Raw genomic sequence first — 14,604 nt, 5'->3', positions numbered from 1 at the left:
ACTACTGAATGTAGCGCAGTAATGCGATGCTGCACAGAAGTATTCGGAACCCGGCTGTCTGAGCAGGTGAAGATGAATCCCGCGTGTGGCTTCTGGCAGAAATACCCGGACGGCGAATCCGAGGTCCTAGGGAAGGCGTACCTCGAAATCGATCCCGCGTCCGCCGCGAAGGCGCGCGCGTATGTACGGGAATGGATCGGTGCCGATCATCCGGCCTACGAGAATGTGCGGCTGGCGACGTCCGAGTTGGTGACGAACGCCGTCGTGCACGCCAGGCGGAGACGCCCCGACGATCTGATAACGCTCACCCTCACCCGGCGGGCGGACTCCCTCTTCCTGGAGGTTCTGGACCCGGGTGGCGGCTCCTGGAGGCCCCCGGAGCCCGGAGCCGTACCTGCCGACGACGAGGAGTACGGGCGCGGCCTCGGCATCGTCGGTGAGATCTCCCGGAAGCGCTGGGGAGTCCGCGACCAGGGGGATCTCGGCCGTACCGTGTGGTGCGCGATCGACCAGGCGGTGCCCCCGTGCGAGTGATCGTGGCTGTCACCCGCGAAGGGGTCAGGATCAGCACCCCCGGGCAGGCGGGCGTCCTGCTCGGCTTCGACGCCTGGGACGCGTTCCTCCACCGGGCCAGGAAAGGCTGGTTCGACCTGGAAACGGATAGCGGGAGAACATCCGGCGGCCGGATCGGCAGCGCATCCAGCCGTGCCCTTTCCCGAGAAGGCGGCCGGATCTGCCGAGCATCCGGCCGTACCCTTTCCCAAGAGGGCGGCTGACCCGGTTCGCGACCAGATAGAGGCGCCGGGATTCACCGATTTCCGCCTTCGTGTTCTTCGGAAGAGAAACCCGTCGGAACAGCGGCGCGAATCGGTGCGCGCGAGATCACGGTGAATACGCATCAGGGAAACTTCTTTCGCGAGGTCCGTACCGTTGACCGCCGCTTTCCACGGCATCCGATGCTGTTCCACTGGGTTTCCTCGCTCACGTCGGGCGCGTCCCGTCCCGCTCCGGCGAATGCCCCCACCGCCCCGGCGGCATACGAACCATCCCTCTCGCGTACATGCCCCTCCCCCACCCGGCGCATGAGACGACCACGCCGACTGAGGCGTACCCCGGCCGGCGTGGTCGTCGAAGTCACCGAACCGGGTGGGCCCGGAACGGCGTGGCGTCAGTGGTACGAGTAGAAGTTGGGCTCCTGGTCGTTCTCCTGGAGTTCGCGGTGGTTGCCCTCCGGGCCCCACAGGGACCGGTAGGACTGGATGTTGTTCTGGTGCGCCTTCGCGTGCTGGTCGAAGACGACCCAGTTGACCGGCTGGAAGTAGGAGCCGGTCTCGTCCGGCGTCGTGAGGGAGCCGGTGTAGCGGTAGGTGGCGTGGCTCTCGGGCAGCAGGGCCTTGAGGTCGACGCCGTGGACGTTCTTGGACTCGCCGAGCGCGGGGGGCAACGTGATCAGGCGGTCGTGCTGGGAGAGGCCGTGGAAGGTCTTGGCGTCGACGAGGACCGAGAAGACCACGTAGCCCTTCGGCCCGGTCGCCCGCTCGTGGACGAAGTGCGCCTCAAGAGGGGCGAAGGGCTGGCCGGCGAACTTGTACTCGGCGTGGCCGTGGAAGTGCACGTTGTTCAGGTTTTGACGCGCTCCCCGACCTGAAGGCCGGGGATTCTCGCAGGTGCCGCTCATGCGACACCCCGAAGGCTTCCTGCTTCATCGGCGTCCGCCACCGCGAGCGGTGGTCTTACGTCACCTCCACAGGCGTTTAACCTGTCCGCCCGCCCGGCGGCCAGAATGTTGATCGCCGCGTTGACGTCCCGGTCATGGGCCGCGCCACAGACGCAGATCCACGACCGGACGTCCAGCGGCATCGACTCGGCGACGGTGCCGCACGCCGAGCACAGCTTCGACGACGGAAACCACCGGTCGATCCTCGCGAAGGTCCGCCCGTACCTGGCGGCCTTGTACTCCAGCATGGCGACGAACTGCGACCAGCCCGCGTCGTGCACGCTCTTGGCCAGCTTCGTACGGGCCAGACCGGACACCGCCAGGTTCTCCACGTACACCGCTTGGTTGTCGCGGATCAACGCGGTGGAGAGCTTGTGTGCCCAGTCCCGGCGCGTGTCGGTCACCTTGGCGTACACCTTGGCGACCTTCAGCTTGGCCTTCGTGCGGTTAACCGAATCCTTCTGTGTGCGACTCAGCGCCTTGTGCGCCTTGCGGAGCTTCTTGGCCGCCCGCCGCAGAATACGCGGGTTGCCGATCTTGCGGCCGTCGGACAGCACCGCGAAGTGCGTGAGCCCCAGGTCGATACCGACCTCGCCTACGACGGTCGGCAGGGGGTCATCGCTCGTCTCGACCACGAACGACGCGAAATAGCGGCCCGATGCGTCCTTGACCACCGTCACCGATGACGGCTCTGGTGGTAGGGAGCGCGACCAGCGGACAGGCACCTCCCCGATCTTCGGCAGGCGCAGCCTCCCTCCCACCGTGACGGCGAATCGAGCGTTCTTGGTGAACCGAATGCTCTGCCGGTTGTCCTTACGGGACCTGAACCGGGGCGAGCCCACCGTGCGCCCCTTACGCTTGCCGGACAGGGAGGCGAAGAAGGTGCGGTACGCGGTGTTGAGATCGGCGAGCGCCTGCTGAAGAACCACCGCTGAGACCTCGCCCAGCCACGCGCGCTCCACAGTGAGCTTCGCCCGCGTGATGACCCGCTTGGACAGGTCCCCATCCGAGATGTACGGCAGGCCTTGGTCTCGGGCGTCCTGGCGTGCGCGCAGCCCGTCATTGAACACCACCCGGGCGCACCCGAACGCGCGGGCCAGCGCGGCACGCTGGTCGGCGTCGGGGTAGAGCCGATAGTTGTAACGAAGCTGCACGGCACCAAAGATGCCATGAATTCCATCACCGAAAGTACGGAATCCATTACCGAAAGTATGAGTGTTCGACAACTCGGCGACCAGTTGGACCGCCGCATCGACACCGCTCACTTCTCCGGCGCACCCACCATCGCGGAGCGACACAGGTAGCCCCGCGCCGTCCTGACGCCCTACGCATCGTGGGCCGAACAGCAAGACCTGAAAGTCAGGGCACATTCACGCCCTAACGGGCACCCCACTCCGACCTAAAGGCCGGAGCGCCGGCCCGCAACCAAGTAGCGCTGGCCGCCGTAGGTGATGTACGGCTGGGAACCGCCGGTGCCGATGACGAACCTGACGTCGTCGTGCTCGCTCGCCTCCTCCAGCGGAGGCTTGTCCTGGAACAGGAGCGTCCCGTCGACGCTGTGCGGGTAGTGGATGGCGAGCGCGGACCCGGTGCCCGGGCACGCCGCCGAACGGTCGATCACGACAGGGGTCTGGACCGCGCCGTCCGTGCCGTGGCCGTGACACGGTTTGACCTGAGCCTGAACGGGAGCGGAAAGGGAAATGAACGGGAGGGAAAACACAGTGGCCACCGCAATGGGGGCAAGACGGTACCGCACCAGTCGCCTTTCGTACGAGGGGATGCCAAATACGCCGCCTACGGAGTGCCAAAGAGGGCGATGTACGCATTAAGAGCGACATAAGGGCATTGGCGAGGTTAGTCGAAGAGAGTGAATCTGCACCCTGTTTTTTCGCGTCCAAAACGACCAGAAGTAAACAAGTGATTACTTGCGATCAGGGCCCCGGCCCGCGAGGCGCGGCAAGCGGGCCACCTCGCTGACCACACCCACCCGGCCGAACACCCCAGAAGCCCCTCTCACGCAAAGTGTCGAAGCAATCACAAAGGGTACAAAGAGGTCGAAAGGCGACGCCGTAACCGTCATCCAGGGGGGAAGATGTCCGTACGGAGTGCCCGATCCGTTGCCGTCCCGGCAGCGGCACTGCTGGCCGTGACACTGATCGGCGGCTGCGGCGGCGACAGGCCGGTCGCGGTCAAACCCGAGGCCGTCGTGGCCACGACAGCGCCGCCCGCGGCCGTTCCGCCCGCCGCGGGCGCCCCGCCCGCGGGCGATCTCTCGGCGGACAGCGCCGAGGAGTACACCGCGGAGGAGTGCCCGGTCGGCGCCAACACCAAGAGGTTCGCCAAGACCCGCTTCGCGCTGCACGCGGGTCTCGCGCTGGGAGCCTTCTACCGCTACATCTACAAACCGCTGCAGAGCGGCGGTTTCAAGGAAGGAGCGGAGAAGCGGAAGCGGACCTTCGCGAAGGCCGCCGTGGCCGGGCTCTTCACCCTGCACGAGCTGAAGGTCGCCAGGCGCTTCGCCCTGGCCAACCCGACCATGTGCAAGGGCGTCAAGGCGGTCACCGACAGCTTCAGCAACCTGACCGGCAAGCTGAAGAACGGCACCGCCACCGAGGCCGACCTTCAGGCCAGCAAGAACTCCTTCGACAGCCTGCGGCAGAACGCCGCGAAGAACGGCTACGACTTCAAGGAGAAGAACGCCGTCGTCCCCGGCGTGGGCTGAGCGCACGTCCGACCGGCGGACGACGGGTGCCAGCAGGCCCGGGAACGCGGGGGCTGCCGGGACCACCCGGGAACGCGGGGCCTGCCGGGACCACCCGGCTCCGGCCGGGCGCACCGCCGACCACCCGGAAACGACAGGTGGAAGACGTTCATCCGGAGAACGGCGCCACCATCGCACGGACGAGCTTTTCGAACCTCAGCGCCTCGTCGCGGTCGACGGCGAACGCGATGGACCTGCCCCTGCGGTAGGCGGTGAGCGGCCCGGCCGGAGGATTGTCGATCAGCGCGGCGATCGGCGGCACGGCCTTGGCCACCGGCTGGGCGAACAGCGCCGACGTCACCCGCACGAGACCGCGTACCGGCTGCCGGAAGGGCTCGAACAGTCCGGTCGCGACGAAGAGCGGGTTGTAGAGCACGTAGCCCGTCCGCTCGGCGGAGTAGGTCGAGGCCAGCAACTCCCTGCCCCTGGCGCCCTGCATCGTCGCCCTGAAGGGCCGGTAATCCCTGGTCAGCTGCGGGTCGTCCCAGTGGATCCGTCCCGCGCGGATGCCTCCGACACCGCACAGGTCGACGATCACGGGCGCCGATGCCCTCGCCAGCGGTTCGCGCAGGCCCTCGGTCATCAGCCAGCGGTTGATCACGTACAGGGCGAAGGTGTGCTCGAACCCCTCCTCGGTCTCGATCCTCGCGAGGTTGTACCTGAAGGCGCCGAGCACCAGCGCGTCGATCACCGGGTGGTCGGTGCGGAGCCGCTCGATCAGGGCGCGGGTCTGCCGGATGGAGCCGAGGTCCGCCTGGACGAAGCGCGCCGAGGGCACGTCCTCGCGCAGGCGCCGGCCGCCCGCCTCGCCGCTGCCCACGGCGACGACCAGGTCGCCCCGCTCGGCGTGGTGCCGGGCGAGGGCCTTGCCGATGCCGTTCGTGCCGCCGGTGATCACGATGGTCCGTGCCATAAGTTGAGACCTTCCTCAAGTTGAGATGCGCCTCAACTTAAGCGAGGATTCCCGTATGCGCAAGGACGCCCTCCACAACCGCGAGCGTCTCCTCCTGGCGGCCAGGCGGCTCTTCGCCGACCGGGGGCTCGACGTGCCGCTGGAAGAGATCGCCCGTACGGCGGGGGTGAGCATCGGGACGCTGTACAACCGCTTCCCGACCCGCGCCGAGCTGGTGGCGGCGGTGTTCGAGGACCGGGTGGCGACGGTCGCCGACCTGGCCGCGAGCTCGCTCGCGGCGGACGACGCCTGGGAGGGGTTCGTCGCGTTCATCACCGGCGTGTGCGAGCTGCAGGCCACCGACCTCGGCTACAACGACCTCGCCGCACGCGGCGCCACGGCCGGCGCCGACACGGGGTACGCGCTGATGAGCCGGATCGTCGAGCGCGCCCAGAAGTCGGGCGATCTGCGGGACGACGTCGCGCTCGACGACATGGCGTTCGTGATCTGGGGGGTCGCGGCGACCGTACGCGCGACGTTCCGCGTCGCTCCCGGCGTCTGGCGGCGGCACCTCGCCCTCACCCTCGACGGCCTGCGCGCCGGAGCGGCCCGTCCGCTGCCCGTCCCGCCCATGTCGCCGTCCCAGACGCGTGCCGCGATGGGCGAGTGCTGAGGGAGATCCCTCGCGACCCACGGATTACGGCCCCCGAGGATCCCGATCCACAGCCGCCGTATCAGACCGCCGCCTTCCGGATATCCCGTGCATCCGGCCCGGCAAACGCGCCGCCGATCGTCGGCGGTCGCACCCCGTCGTAATTACGGCTTTTTAACGTCGCATGCTCACGGCTTGCCGCTCAGTGGTAACAGTACCGGGAGTCGCTGCGAAATCGGGTCGAAACAGATGCTGCCTACCTTTGCCTGGACCGATGATTCTCCGGCAAAGACGTAAGGCGGTCATCGCCCGCATACATTCGGAACACGTTTTTTTCGGAATGGGATTCGAGGCCCGAAAAGGCCGGCGGCGCCCAGCCACCGGCCGTACGAGCGGTTTCCGACCCGACCCGCCCGGGCCCAGTTGCCCCAGGCCGGGATCTCGGCCGTTGGACCAGCGGTTATCGGCCTCCCCGCCCTGTCACCACCGCTGCCCGCGGAGCCGGCCGAGCGCTGGGCGGAACCCGAACTCAGGCGAGCTCCGTTCCTGACCGAGTTTCGCGGCTCATTTGAAAAGGATCACGCGCAGAGCCGGCGTCACCGGCCACATCACACTTACCGGCATACCGCCGGATTTCACCCCCGAAATGGCGCCCGGAATTCCCGGCTGCCCGCCATGGGCGTTCACGGGTTCACAGCACGGTAAATCACTGGAGGAAAATCCTTTGTCAGCCTGGTTGACGCGATTCACGTCCGCGCTGGTCGCGGTGGCACTTGTCGTCCTGATGGCGGATACGGCACACGCCGATTTCAATCCCATCGGCACCGAACCCGATGTCCCCTACGTCCAGCCGGCGGACGCGAACATTCCCAAGCGGGGCTGTACCACTACACTGTCCGACCCCAAGAACGCCGCGGGGAGTATCCCGGCGGTCCAGGTGATCTATGCCTGGCACGAGGAGTCCGGGAACCACTACGACGCCTTCGTCGAGAGGATCGCCAAGATCGTCGACCGGGTGGACTGGTCGCTGGACGAGTCCACGAACTACGACCAGCACGTCAATCTGAGCTGCCGGACCGGCTACGACACCAGCGGCTACGCGGGCTACGCACGCGCCCTCGTGGTGCCGGAGAAGATCGAGAACGGGGTGATCGGCGGCGAGACCGCCGCGGACGTCGTCGAGGACGATCTGGAGGCGGCGGGTTACGACCACACCAACCGTACCTACATGGTGTTCGAGGACTTCGACGGGACGGCGCAGGCCTTCTGCGAAGTCCTCTGCGTCGCGGCGACCGACGAGTGGGACAGCGCGACCATGCTGCACGAGTTCATCCACCTGTTCGACGTCGACCACGCCAAGGTCACCGAGACGGTCCTCCACGAGGACGCCGACGTCATGTCCACCCAGTGGCACACCTGGCAGGTCGACCAGGAGTTCAACAACTATTACGACCCGAGCGAGACCATGGCCACGTTCTACACGAGCGCCTATCCGCACCCTCGCAAGGCCAACCTCGCCACCTGGTCGATGCTCACCGCGCCGGTCTGCTGCGACGTGGGGTACAGCAACGACCTGCTGACCGCGCAGGAACGCACGATCGAGGCGGACGCGCCCTATGCGTACCCCACGGGCTTCACCGTCTCCGGCGGCGGATGGATGCAGGCCACCCCGCCCGGACCGGACAGCCAGGTGTCGGCCCGCTACTACGACGGCCGGCGGTCCCTGACCATGAACGTCCAGTCGTGGGCCGAGGGGATCGTGTCGGTCACTCGCAGGCCCCAGGTGAGCCCGGGGCAACGCTACAAGTTCTTCGTTCGGCTGACGACCGCAACCTCCGGCGGCGTCAAGCTGCGGCTCTCCTGGTACAACGCGTCGAACGCGCTGATCTCGAACAGTGACGGCTCGCTCCACGCCCTGACCTCCGATTGGGCGGAGCACAACGTCTCGGCGATCGCACCGGCCGGCGCGGCCACCGTGCAACTCTCGGTGGTGAGCCCGAGCGGCCAGTCTTTCGCCTACGTGGTGGACAGCCTCCAACTCAACCGTTGTGACAACACGCGGACCACCGACGGATGCCGATTGGACAGCGGCCTGCCCACCTCCTGACAAGGACCCCGGCGGCGGTTCGCCCTGTCCCGTTCGTCGGATTGATCAGATGGCGTACCGGTGCTCTTGGGGCGTCCGCGGGCACCCCAAGAGCACCGCGCCCTGAAGCTCACGAGCCGATTCTTGCCCCACGTAGTTGCCGGCATGCCGTATTCGTCGGTGCTCTGCCCGGGTGGAACTCGGCCTCCCCGGGTTGCGGCGCGGGACGCTGTCGTAGATCGAGTTCAGTTTTCGTGCAACATCACGTGTCTTTCCGGTCGCCGGTTCACGCACGGTTCCCATGGCCTCACAGGGCGCGCACCTCACAACCTTGATCGGCTCGTGGTGAGATCTTCTTACCCCACGAGAGGGACCCCGGATCAGCCCGGCGGCGGACGACCCGGCCGGGGGCCTCCGCCTACCTTCCTGGCTAACAGGCCGTCACGGCGCCCGGCCGGCAGGCCGCGCCCCGGCCCCTGGCCAACAGACACAGGCAGGGAGACCCCCATGTTCAAGAACTCCGCCGACTTCCGGCGCATCGCCTCCGGCGTGTTACTGATCGTCGCCCCGCTGCTCCAGGCCATCGCCGTCGTCCTCGACCCCGGCACCTGGGGGGACGATCGCGAGGCGGTCAGTTTCGGGGACAACCCCGTCCTCGCCCAGGTCCAGTCGGTGCTGTACCACTGGGCCTACCTGCTGATGGCCCTGGTGGCCCTCAGCCTGCTGCACGTGATGCGCCGCCGCGCGGTGGTCTTCGGCCACATCGTCGGCTCGCTCACCGTCATCGGCTACATCAACCTGTCGGGCCTGCTCATCTCCGACCCGGTGGAGTGGTGGCTCGGGCAGCGCAACACCCCCGAGCAGACGCAGCGGATCCTCGACGAGATGCTGAACCTGCCCGGCGTCGTCTTCGGGTTCCAGATGCCCTGGCTGTTCTTCGCCGTCTTCGGCCTGCCCGTCCTGCTGATCGGCGTCTGGCGGGCGGGATTCGCGCACTGGTGGGTGCCGCTCGTCGTCCTGGTCGGCTACGGCGCCTCGCTGGTGGTCCCGTACGGTCCGGTGACCGTCCCGATGTGGATCGCCCCCGCGGTCGCGCTGGGCTCGCTCGGGGTGAAGATGCTCCGGATGAGCCGCGAGGAGTGGATCTCCTACTATCCGACGGCCGCCCCCGGCCGGACCACGCCCGACTCGTACGCGAACACCACCGCCTGAGCCCGGTCGCGCAGGTGGAGCTTCATCAGCACCCGTGCCACGTGGGTCTTGACCGTGGCCTCACCGACGAAGAGTTCCCCCGCGATCTCGGCGTTGGTCAGGCCGCGCGCCAGGGAGCGCAGCACCTCCAGCTCGCGCGGGGTGAGGTCGGCCAGCTGCGGCGGGGGCGCGGGGTCGTGGCGTCCGGCGAAGGAGGCGATGACGCGGGTGGTGACGGCCGGGTCGAGCAGGGCGTCCCCGGCGACGACGACCCGGATGGCCTCCACGAGCTGCTCGGGCGGCGAGACCTTGAGCAGGAACCCGCTGGTCCCGGCGCGGAGCGCGGCGTAGAGGTTCTCGTCGGTGTCGAAGGTCGTCAGCACCACGACCTTCGGCGGGTCGGGCTGGCCCAGCAGCTGCCTGGCGGCGGTGAGACCGTCCATGCGCGGCATCGAGATGTCCATCAGCACGATGTCGGGCTTGGTGCGGCGGGTCACGGCGAGGGCCTCGATCCCGTCGGGGGCCTCACCGACCACCTCCAGGCCGGGCTCGCTCTCCACCACGAGCCTCAGCCCGGCGCGGACCATCGCCTGGTCGTCGGCGATCACGACGCGGATGTTCACTTCTCCTCCTTGTCAGGCGGCTGGACACCTCGTTCCGGGGACGGGCGATCGACGGCCCGCACGCGGGTGCCGAAGAAGGGGAAGGAGAACCGCCATTCGGGGAGACTAAAGCCTGCCGACCCTCTTGCCCATAGGACAAAACGCCCGGACAAGCCGCTCACAAGTGGGACACAAGTCAACGCGTCAGGAAGCCGGGAACGAGACGCTCCTCACGAACCGGTTGGCGACCGAGTCGTCACATTTGCCGGAGGCGCAGAAGTAGATCAGGAGGGCGGGCTCGTCCTGCCGCTGGACGACCCAGCCGGTGAACTCGAGCTGGCCGCCGCGCTGCGGGTCGGCGATCGTCCCCTGCAGGCGCGAGGCGTTTCGTCCGCCCACGCTCACCTGGACGACCTGGGAGAAGACGCTGACCGTGCCGGGGAGCGAGGACTGCAGGGTCTCCTGCAGCTGCTTGGCACCGCTGAGCGGGTCGAGGGTGTCGAGCGTCTGCGCGTAGAAGCCGGTGGCCTCCTGCGGGGCGTCCTTGATGATCTCGTTCGCCGCGGCCCAGTCGGCGGTGACGGGCGTGGCGAACAGCGTGCGGAACTGTTCCACCTTCGGTGAGGCCGCCACGAACACGTCGGCGTGCGGCTGGAGGGTCCAGGCCCCGGGGTACTGGAAGGCGACAGGCACCGCGGGCGAGCCCTCGTACGCCACCCAGGTGTCGTCGCCGCGCAGGAACGTCGCGAGCACCGCCACCAGCGCGACGATCGCCGTGATCGCCACGGCCGCGCCGATGAGGATGCCCCTCCCGGACGAGGGCTTCCGCTTCGGCGCCTTCCGCGTGCCGGACGCCTCGGTCGTCTCGGACACCCTGGAGGCCGTCGGCGCCGACGGGGCGTAGGGAGACTGCGCGAGCTGGTACGGCTGGCCGGCGCCGCTGATCGCGTCGCGCAGCTCGGCGATGAACTGGCCGCAGGTGTCGTAGCGCTGCTCGGGCGACTTGGCCAGGGCCCGCATCATGACGCCGTCGACCTCGAGCGGCAGCTCGGGACGGAGCGTGGTGAGCGGCGTGGGGGTCTCGGCGAGGTGCGCCCAGAGCAGGGCGATCTCGTTGTCGCGCTGGAAGGGCAGCCGCCCGGACAGCGCCTCGTAGACCACGCAGGCCAGGCCGTACTGGTCGCAGCGGCCGTCGATGTGCTCCTTGTTGATCTGCTCGGGCGACATGTACCGGGGGGTGCCGATGAACTGGTTGGTCTGGGTCAGCCCGGAGATCGAGGTGCGGTGCTTGGTGATGCCGAAGTCGGTGAGATAGGCGTGGTCGCCCTCGGTGTGGGCGGCGATCAGGATGTTGGCGGGCTTGACGTCACGGTGGACCAGGTCGTGGGCGTGCGCGGTGTCGAGCGCGGCGGCCACCTGGGCGAAAATCCGGCTGACCTGGCTGACCGGCATCGGCCCCCGGTCGTAGAAGAGCTTGCGCAGGTCGGGGCCCGCGACGTAACGCATCGCGATGTAGAGGGTGCCGTCGTCGGCGCTGTCGGCCTCGTAGATCGGGATGATGTTGGGGTGGTCGATGCTCGCGACCGTGCGCGACTCCAGCACGAAGCGCTGGCGGAACCGGTCGTCCTCACCGAGAAGCGGATTGAGGATCTTCAGTGCCACCCGGCGGTTGAGCCTGGGGTCGACCGCGAGGTAGACGACGGCCATGCCGCCCTTGCCGATGATGTCCTCGATCTGGTAACCGGCCACTTCCCGGCCGATCAGCGCCCTGTCGTTCACGGACATCACGTCTTGGTCGGCTGGCCGCAGTAACCGCAGAAGCTGTGGGCGGGTCCCAGCCGCATCCCGCAACCCGTGCAGTATTTCTGCGACAGCGTGTCACCGGGCTTCGTCCCCGATCCCGTGACGGAACCCGGACCCGTGTTGTGACCCGGGCCGGTGTTGTGACCCGGACCCGTGTTGTGACCGGAACCCGTACCCGGCCCCGTGTTGTGACCGGGCCCGGTGTTGTGACCCGGGTCGCGTGCCACCAGCACCGGCTGGCCGGGCGTGGTGGAGATCTTGGGCAGCGCCGGGAAGGAGCGGCCGACCACGACCGTGGAGTCGGCCTGCTCGTCGAAGGCCGGTCGCGGCGGTGTCGGTATCGGTATCGGCGGCGAGGTCGGGAACGGCGGCCGGGTGTCCGCGCCCGGCCCCTGCCCCGCCCCATGCCCCGGACCCGGCTCCGGGTCGGGCTCGGGGTCGGGCTCCTGCGACCTGCGACGCCAGAGCAGGATCGCGGTGGTCAGCACGGCCAGCACCAGCAGGCCGCCGCCGGCGAGGAACGGCCACAGGGGCGTGCCCTGGGGCAGGTCGGTGGAGGAGGCCACCCTCTTGGTGGCCTCGTCCTCGGCGGTGCCGCGCTTGGCCTGCGACGTCTTCAGGTGCGCGGCCGCCACGGTGTGTCCCGGGTAGAGCTCCAGCACGCGCTGGAAGGCGGGGACGGCGTCGCCGTAGTAGTGGGTGTGGAAGCGGGTCAGCGCCTGCTCGAAGGCGGCGTCGATCGGGCCTCTGGCGGGCGCGACGTCGGCCTCGGCCAGGGCCTTGGTGACCTCGCGGATGCCGATCATCCGGGCGTCCTTGCCGCCGCCGATCAGCAGGCCGACGATCTCGCCCTTCTTGTCCTCGATCACCGGGCCGCCGAGCAGGCCCCTGTCGATCAGGGCGCCCAGCTTCTCCGGCTCGTTGACCTTGTTCTCCGGGTCCTTGAACTGCCGGCCGCCCTCGCCGGCGCCGCCCGCCCGCAGGTGGGCGATGTCGACGGTCTCCGGCAGGTTCGCGGCGGGCCGCCCGGTGAACCCCGCGATCGCCACCGGCGAGCCCTCCTTGGCGGGCACCGAGGTGGCGAGCGGGGCGGTGGGCAGGCCCGCGCTCCCGTCGGCGCGGCCGACGGGCCTCAGCACCGCGGGGCTGTCGGGCCTGTCGCCGGTGCGGACGATCTCGGCCTTGAACCCCTCCTTGTCGGCGGGGGAGATGTTGGGGAAGGCCGTGATCTCGGTGGTCACGTCGATGATGCAGGTGGCGGTGGGCTGCTTGGGCGGGTAGCACTCCTGCAGGTGGTGGTTGAGCTGGTCGTCCTTGAGCTTGTGCCGCTCGAAGTCGTCGGGGATCTTGACCTTGTGGTGCGCGGCGAAGATCTTGTTGGCGGCGTAGATCCGGACGTCGCGGTCGGTCTTGACCACCCGGGTGAGGGTGACCATGCCGCCGTCGGGGTTGATCACGGTGCCGGTGCCACTGCCGATCGGCACCTCGTAGGAACGCTCCACGTGCACCAGCTCGCCGATGTGGTCGAGCAACGTGATGTCGACCTTCGCCGTCGCCTCGATCCTGACCACCGCGGGGGTCACCAGGTCGGTGATCCCGCTGGGGTGCTCGTGCGCCAGGGCGGGAGCCACCCCGGCGATCGCCAAAGAGAGCCCTCCGAACGCCACCAGCGCAGAACCGAACCGCCGCATCGCCACTCCCTACAGGGGATAGGACCAGGGTCGCAAACGGGGGTGAATAAGTGAACCGTCCAGGCCCGAGGGCTTGACTTTCTTTCCCCTCATCACCCGTAAAAGGTCATGAGCAGGGCATCGCCACCCCGTCTTGACCATCCCGTCTTGCGGCCTATCGTCACGCCCACGCCCCGTCGCGGACAGCTACGCAAAGTCTAAGCCTGACCGGCTCCCGGCGCGACAAGGTATGCCGTACGAAGATCGGTCCGCGAGGAAAGCCCGTCCCTCCAGCCGCGGCGGCGCGGCGGGATCGAAGGAGACCTCGAAGGGGGCGAGCAGCGTCGCCCCCGGCCTCGTGCCTCTCCGCCGGGTCGTCGGCTCCGTCGTCATCGCGGTCACCCGCTCAGTGTCGGAAGTCTCACTCTCGCCCACCGGCAGCCGATCCATCACGGTTCGCCCATCGGCGGGCGCCCTGGTGGACGGCGGTGTGGACGGCGCGGGCGATGCGGGCGCCCCAGGTGGAGCGGGGGCCGCCGAAGAGCTCCTCCGGGCCGCCGGGGACGCGCTCGGGGGCGGCCACGCAGACGGCGTCGGAGGCGGTGCCTGTGCAGGGGAAACCGGCCTCCAGCAGCGCCTGGGTCTTGGCCTCGGTCACCGTCATGACCGCGTTGACGAGGGCGGCGTCGCTCATGGCGACCGGTACGGCGACCGCGATGTTGATCGTTCCCGGCAGGTACATGGGGGCCAGCTCCGGGTCGGCGGCGCCTTCCGGGGCGGCGGCCCAGGTGGGGACACGCAGGCCGACGGTCGCCACCACTTCCGCTCCCCCGTCGCGGGCCCGGGTGAAGCGGTCGACCGACGCCGCGGTGAGCATGCCGACCCCGGGGCCGGGCGGGGCCAGCTCCAGGAGGTGGTCCACCGGGTCCATCCGCGAGTATCCGGCGACCACCTGGGCGTTGAGCATCCAGGCGGCCGGGCCGATGCCGCCGCCGACCATGGCCGAGGAGATCGCCCGCCAGCCGGGGCCGAACTCCCACAGCAGCGCGGCCAGCCGGGCGCCGTCCTCGTCGCGGTGGCTCAGCCTCAGGGACGCCCCGTGCGAACCCCGGGCCCGCTCCACGACGTCCGGACGGACCTCGTCGAACCCGTTCACGAACGCCTCCGACGGGTCTCGGTCCCGTTCGAGGACACTTCGGAACGCCTCCGGCCGGTCCCGGGCCCGCTCGA

Annotated in this window: 14 protein-coding genes; 6 read left to right on the top strand and 8 right to left on the bottom strand. The window is 68.7% G+C overall.

Features of this window, described 5'->3' with window-relative positions:
* The first annotated feature begins 72 nt into the window (after positions 1 to 72).
* Positions 73 to 534 carry an ATP-binding protein gene (locus AC5L38_RS05240; protein ID WP_495241613.1) on the top strand — a complete coding sequence of 154 codons (462 nt, stop codon included), beginning with the start codon at positions 73 to 75 and terminating at the stop codon, positions 532 to 534.
* Positions 525 to 776, top strand: coding sequence for a hypothetical protein (locus AC5L38_RS05235; protein ID WP_495241612.1), 252 nt, complete (start codon positions 525 to 527; stop codon positions 774 to 776). The genes AC5L38_RS05240 and AC5L38_RS05235 overlap by 10 nt, the downstream gene beginning before the upstream one ends.
* A 392-nt stretch (positions 777 to 1,168) precedes the next feature.
* Here AC5L38_RS05235 and AC5L38_RS05230 read toward each other — a convergent pair whose 3' ends face one another.
* From AC5L38_RS05230 to AC5L38_RS05220, 3 genes are all read right to left on the bottom strand, one after another.
* Positions 1,169 to 1,615: a carbonic anhydrase family protein gene (locus tag AC5L38_RS05230; protein ID WP_495241611.1), complete on the bottom strand. Its 447-nt coding sequence runs from the start codon at positions 1,613 to 1,615 to the stop codon at positions 1,169 to 1,171.
* 59 nt (positions 1,616 to 1,674) lie between these two features.
* The gene (locus tag AC5L38_RS05225; RefSeq protein WP_495242069.1) at positions 1,675 to 2,871 is read right to left on the bottom strand and encodes an RNA-guided endonuclease InsQ/TnpB family protein; all 1,197 of its coding nucleotides are present in this window, start codon (positions 2,869 to 2,871) and stop codon (positions 1,675 to 1,677) included.
* A 245-nt stretch (positions 2,872 to 3,116) separates the two neighbouring features.
* Positions 3,117 to 3,338, bottom strand: a complete 222-nt coding sequence (locus tag AC5L38_RS05220) for a hypothetical protein (RefSeq protein ID WP_495241610.1) — start codon at positions 3,336 to 3,338, stop codon at positions 3,117 to 3,119.
* 471 nt (positions 3,339 to 3,809) lie between these two features.
* On the opposite strand from AC5L38_RS05220, the gene AC5L38_RS05215 reads away from it, so the two are divergent.
* Positions 3,810 to 4,439, top strand: a complete 630-nt coding sequence (locus tag AC5L38_RS05215) for a hypothetical protein (protein ID WP_495241609.1) — start codon at positions 3,810 to 3,812, stop codon at positions 4,437 to 4,439.
* Between the two features lie 148 nt (positions 4,440 to 4,587).
* Here the strand turns inward: AC5L38_RS05215 and AC5L38_RS05210 are convergent, their stop codons facing one another.
* Entirely contained in the window at positions 4,588 to 5,391 is an 804-nt protein-coding gene (locus AC5L38_RS05210; protein WP_495241608.1) for an SDR family NAD(P)-dependent oxidoreductase, read from the bottom strand.
* 55 nt (positions 5,392 to 5,446) lie between these two features.
* Here AC5L38_RS05210 and AC5L38_RS05205 point away from each other — a divergent pair, with 55 nt between their 5' ends.
* From AC5L38_RS05205 to AC5L38_RS05195, 3 genes are all read left to right on the top strand, one after another.
* Entirely contained in the window at positions 5,447 to 6,043 is a 597-nt protein-coding gene (locus AC5L38_RS05205) for a TetR/AcrR family transcriptional regulator (protein ID WP_495241607.1), read from the top strand.
* A 703-nt stretch (positions 6,044 to 6,746) separates the two neighbouring features.
* Positions 6,747 to 8,129: a hypothetical protein gene (locus AC5L38_RS05200; RefSeq protein ID WP_495241606.1), complete on the top strand. Its 1,383-nt coding sequence runs from the start codon at positions 6,747 to 6,749 to the stop codon at positions 8,127 to 8,129.
* Between the two features lie 486 nt (positions 8,130 to 8,615).
* Complete coding sequence (locus AC5L38_RS05195; protein ID WP_495241605.1) at positions 8,616 to 9,320, top strand: hypothetical protein; 705 nt, start codon at positions 8,616 to 8,618, stop codon at positions 9,318 to 9,320.
* On the opposite strand, the gene AC5L38_RS05190 is transcribed toward AC5L38_RS05195, so the two are convergent.
* The 4 genes from AC5L38_RS05190 to AC5L38_RS05175 all read right to left on the bottom strand — a co-directional run bounded on the left by AC5L38_RS05190 (position 9,260) and on the right by AC5L38_RS05175 (position 14,464).
* Entirely contained in the window at positions 9,260 to 9,922 is a 663-nt protein-coding gene (locus tag AC5L38_RS05190; RefSeq protein ID WP_495241604.1) for a response regulator, read from the bottom strand. The genes AC5L38_RS05195 and AC5L38_RS05190 overlap by 61 nt on opposite strands.
* 183 nt (positions 9,923 to 10,105) lie before the next feature.
* Positions 10,106 to 11,686 carry a serine/threonine protein kinase gene (locus tag AC5L38_RS05185; protein WP_495241603.1) on the bottom strand — a complete coding sequence of 527 codons (1,581 nt, stop codon included), beginning with the start codon at positions 11,684 to 11,686 and terminating at the stop codon, positions 10,106 to 10,108.
* The gene (locus tag AC5L38_RS05180; protein ID WP_495241602.1) at positions 11,686 to 13,395 is read right to left on the bottom strand and encodes a hypothetical protein; all 1,710 of its coding nucleotides are present in this window, start codon (positions 13,393 to 13,395) and stop codon (positions 11,686 to 11,688) included. The genes AC5L38_RS05185 and AC5L38_RS05180 overlap by 1 nt, the downstream gene beginning before the upstream one ends.
* A 400-nt stretch (positions 13,396 to 13,795) precedes the next feature.
* On the bottom strand, positions 13,796 to 14,464 hold the full coding sequence (locus AC5L38_RS05175) for an adenosylcobinamide amidohydrolase (RefSeq protein ID WP_495242068.1): 669 nt from the start codon (positions 14,462 to 14,464) through the stop codon (positions 13,796 to 13,798).
* Positions 14,465 to 14,604: the final 140 nt, after the last annotated feature.

It is taken from the genome of Streptosporangium nanhuense (assembly GCF_059358815.1).
Note: the sequence above shows the minus strand (reverse complement) of the source record. Positions and strands in the feature narration are given on the sequence as shown.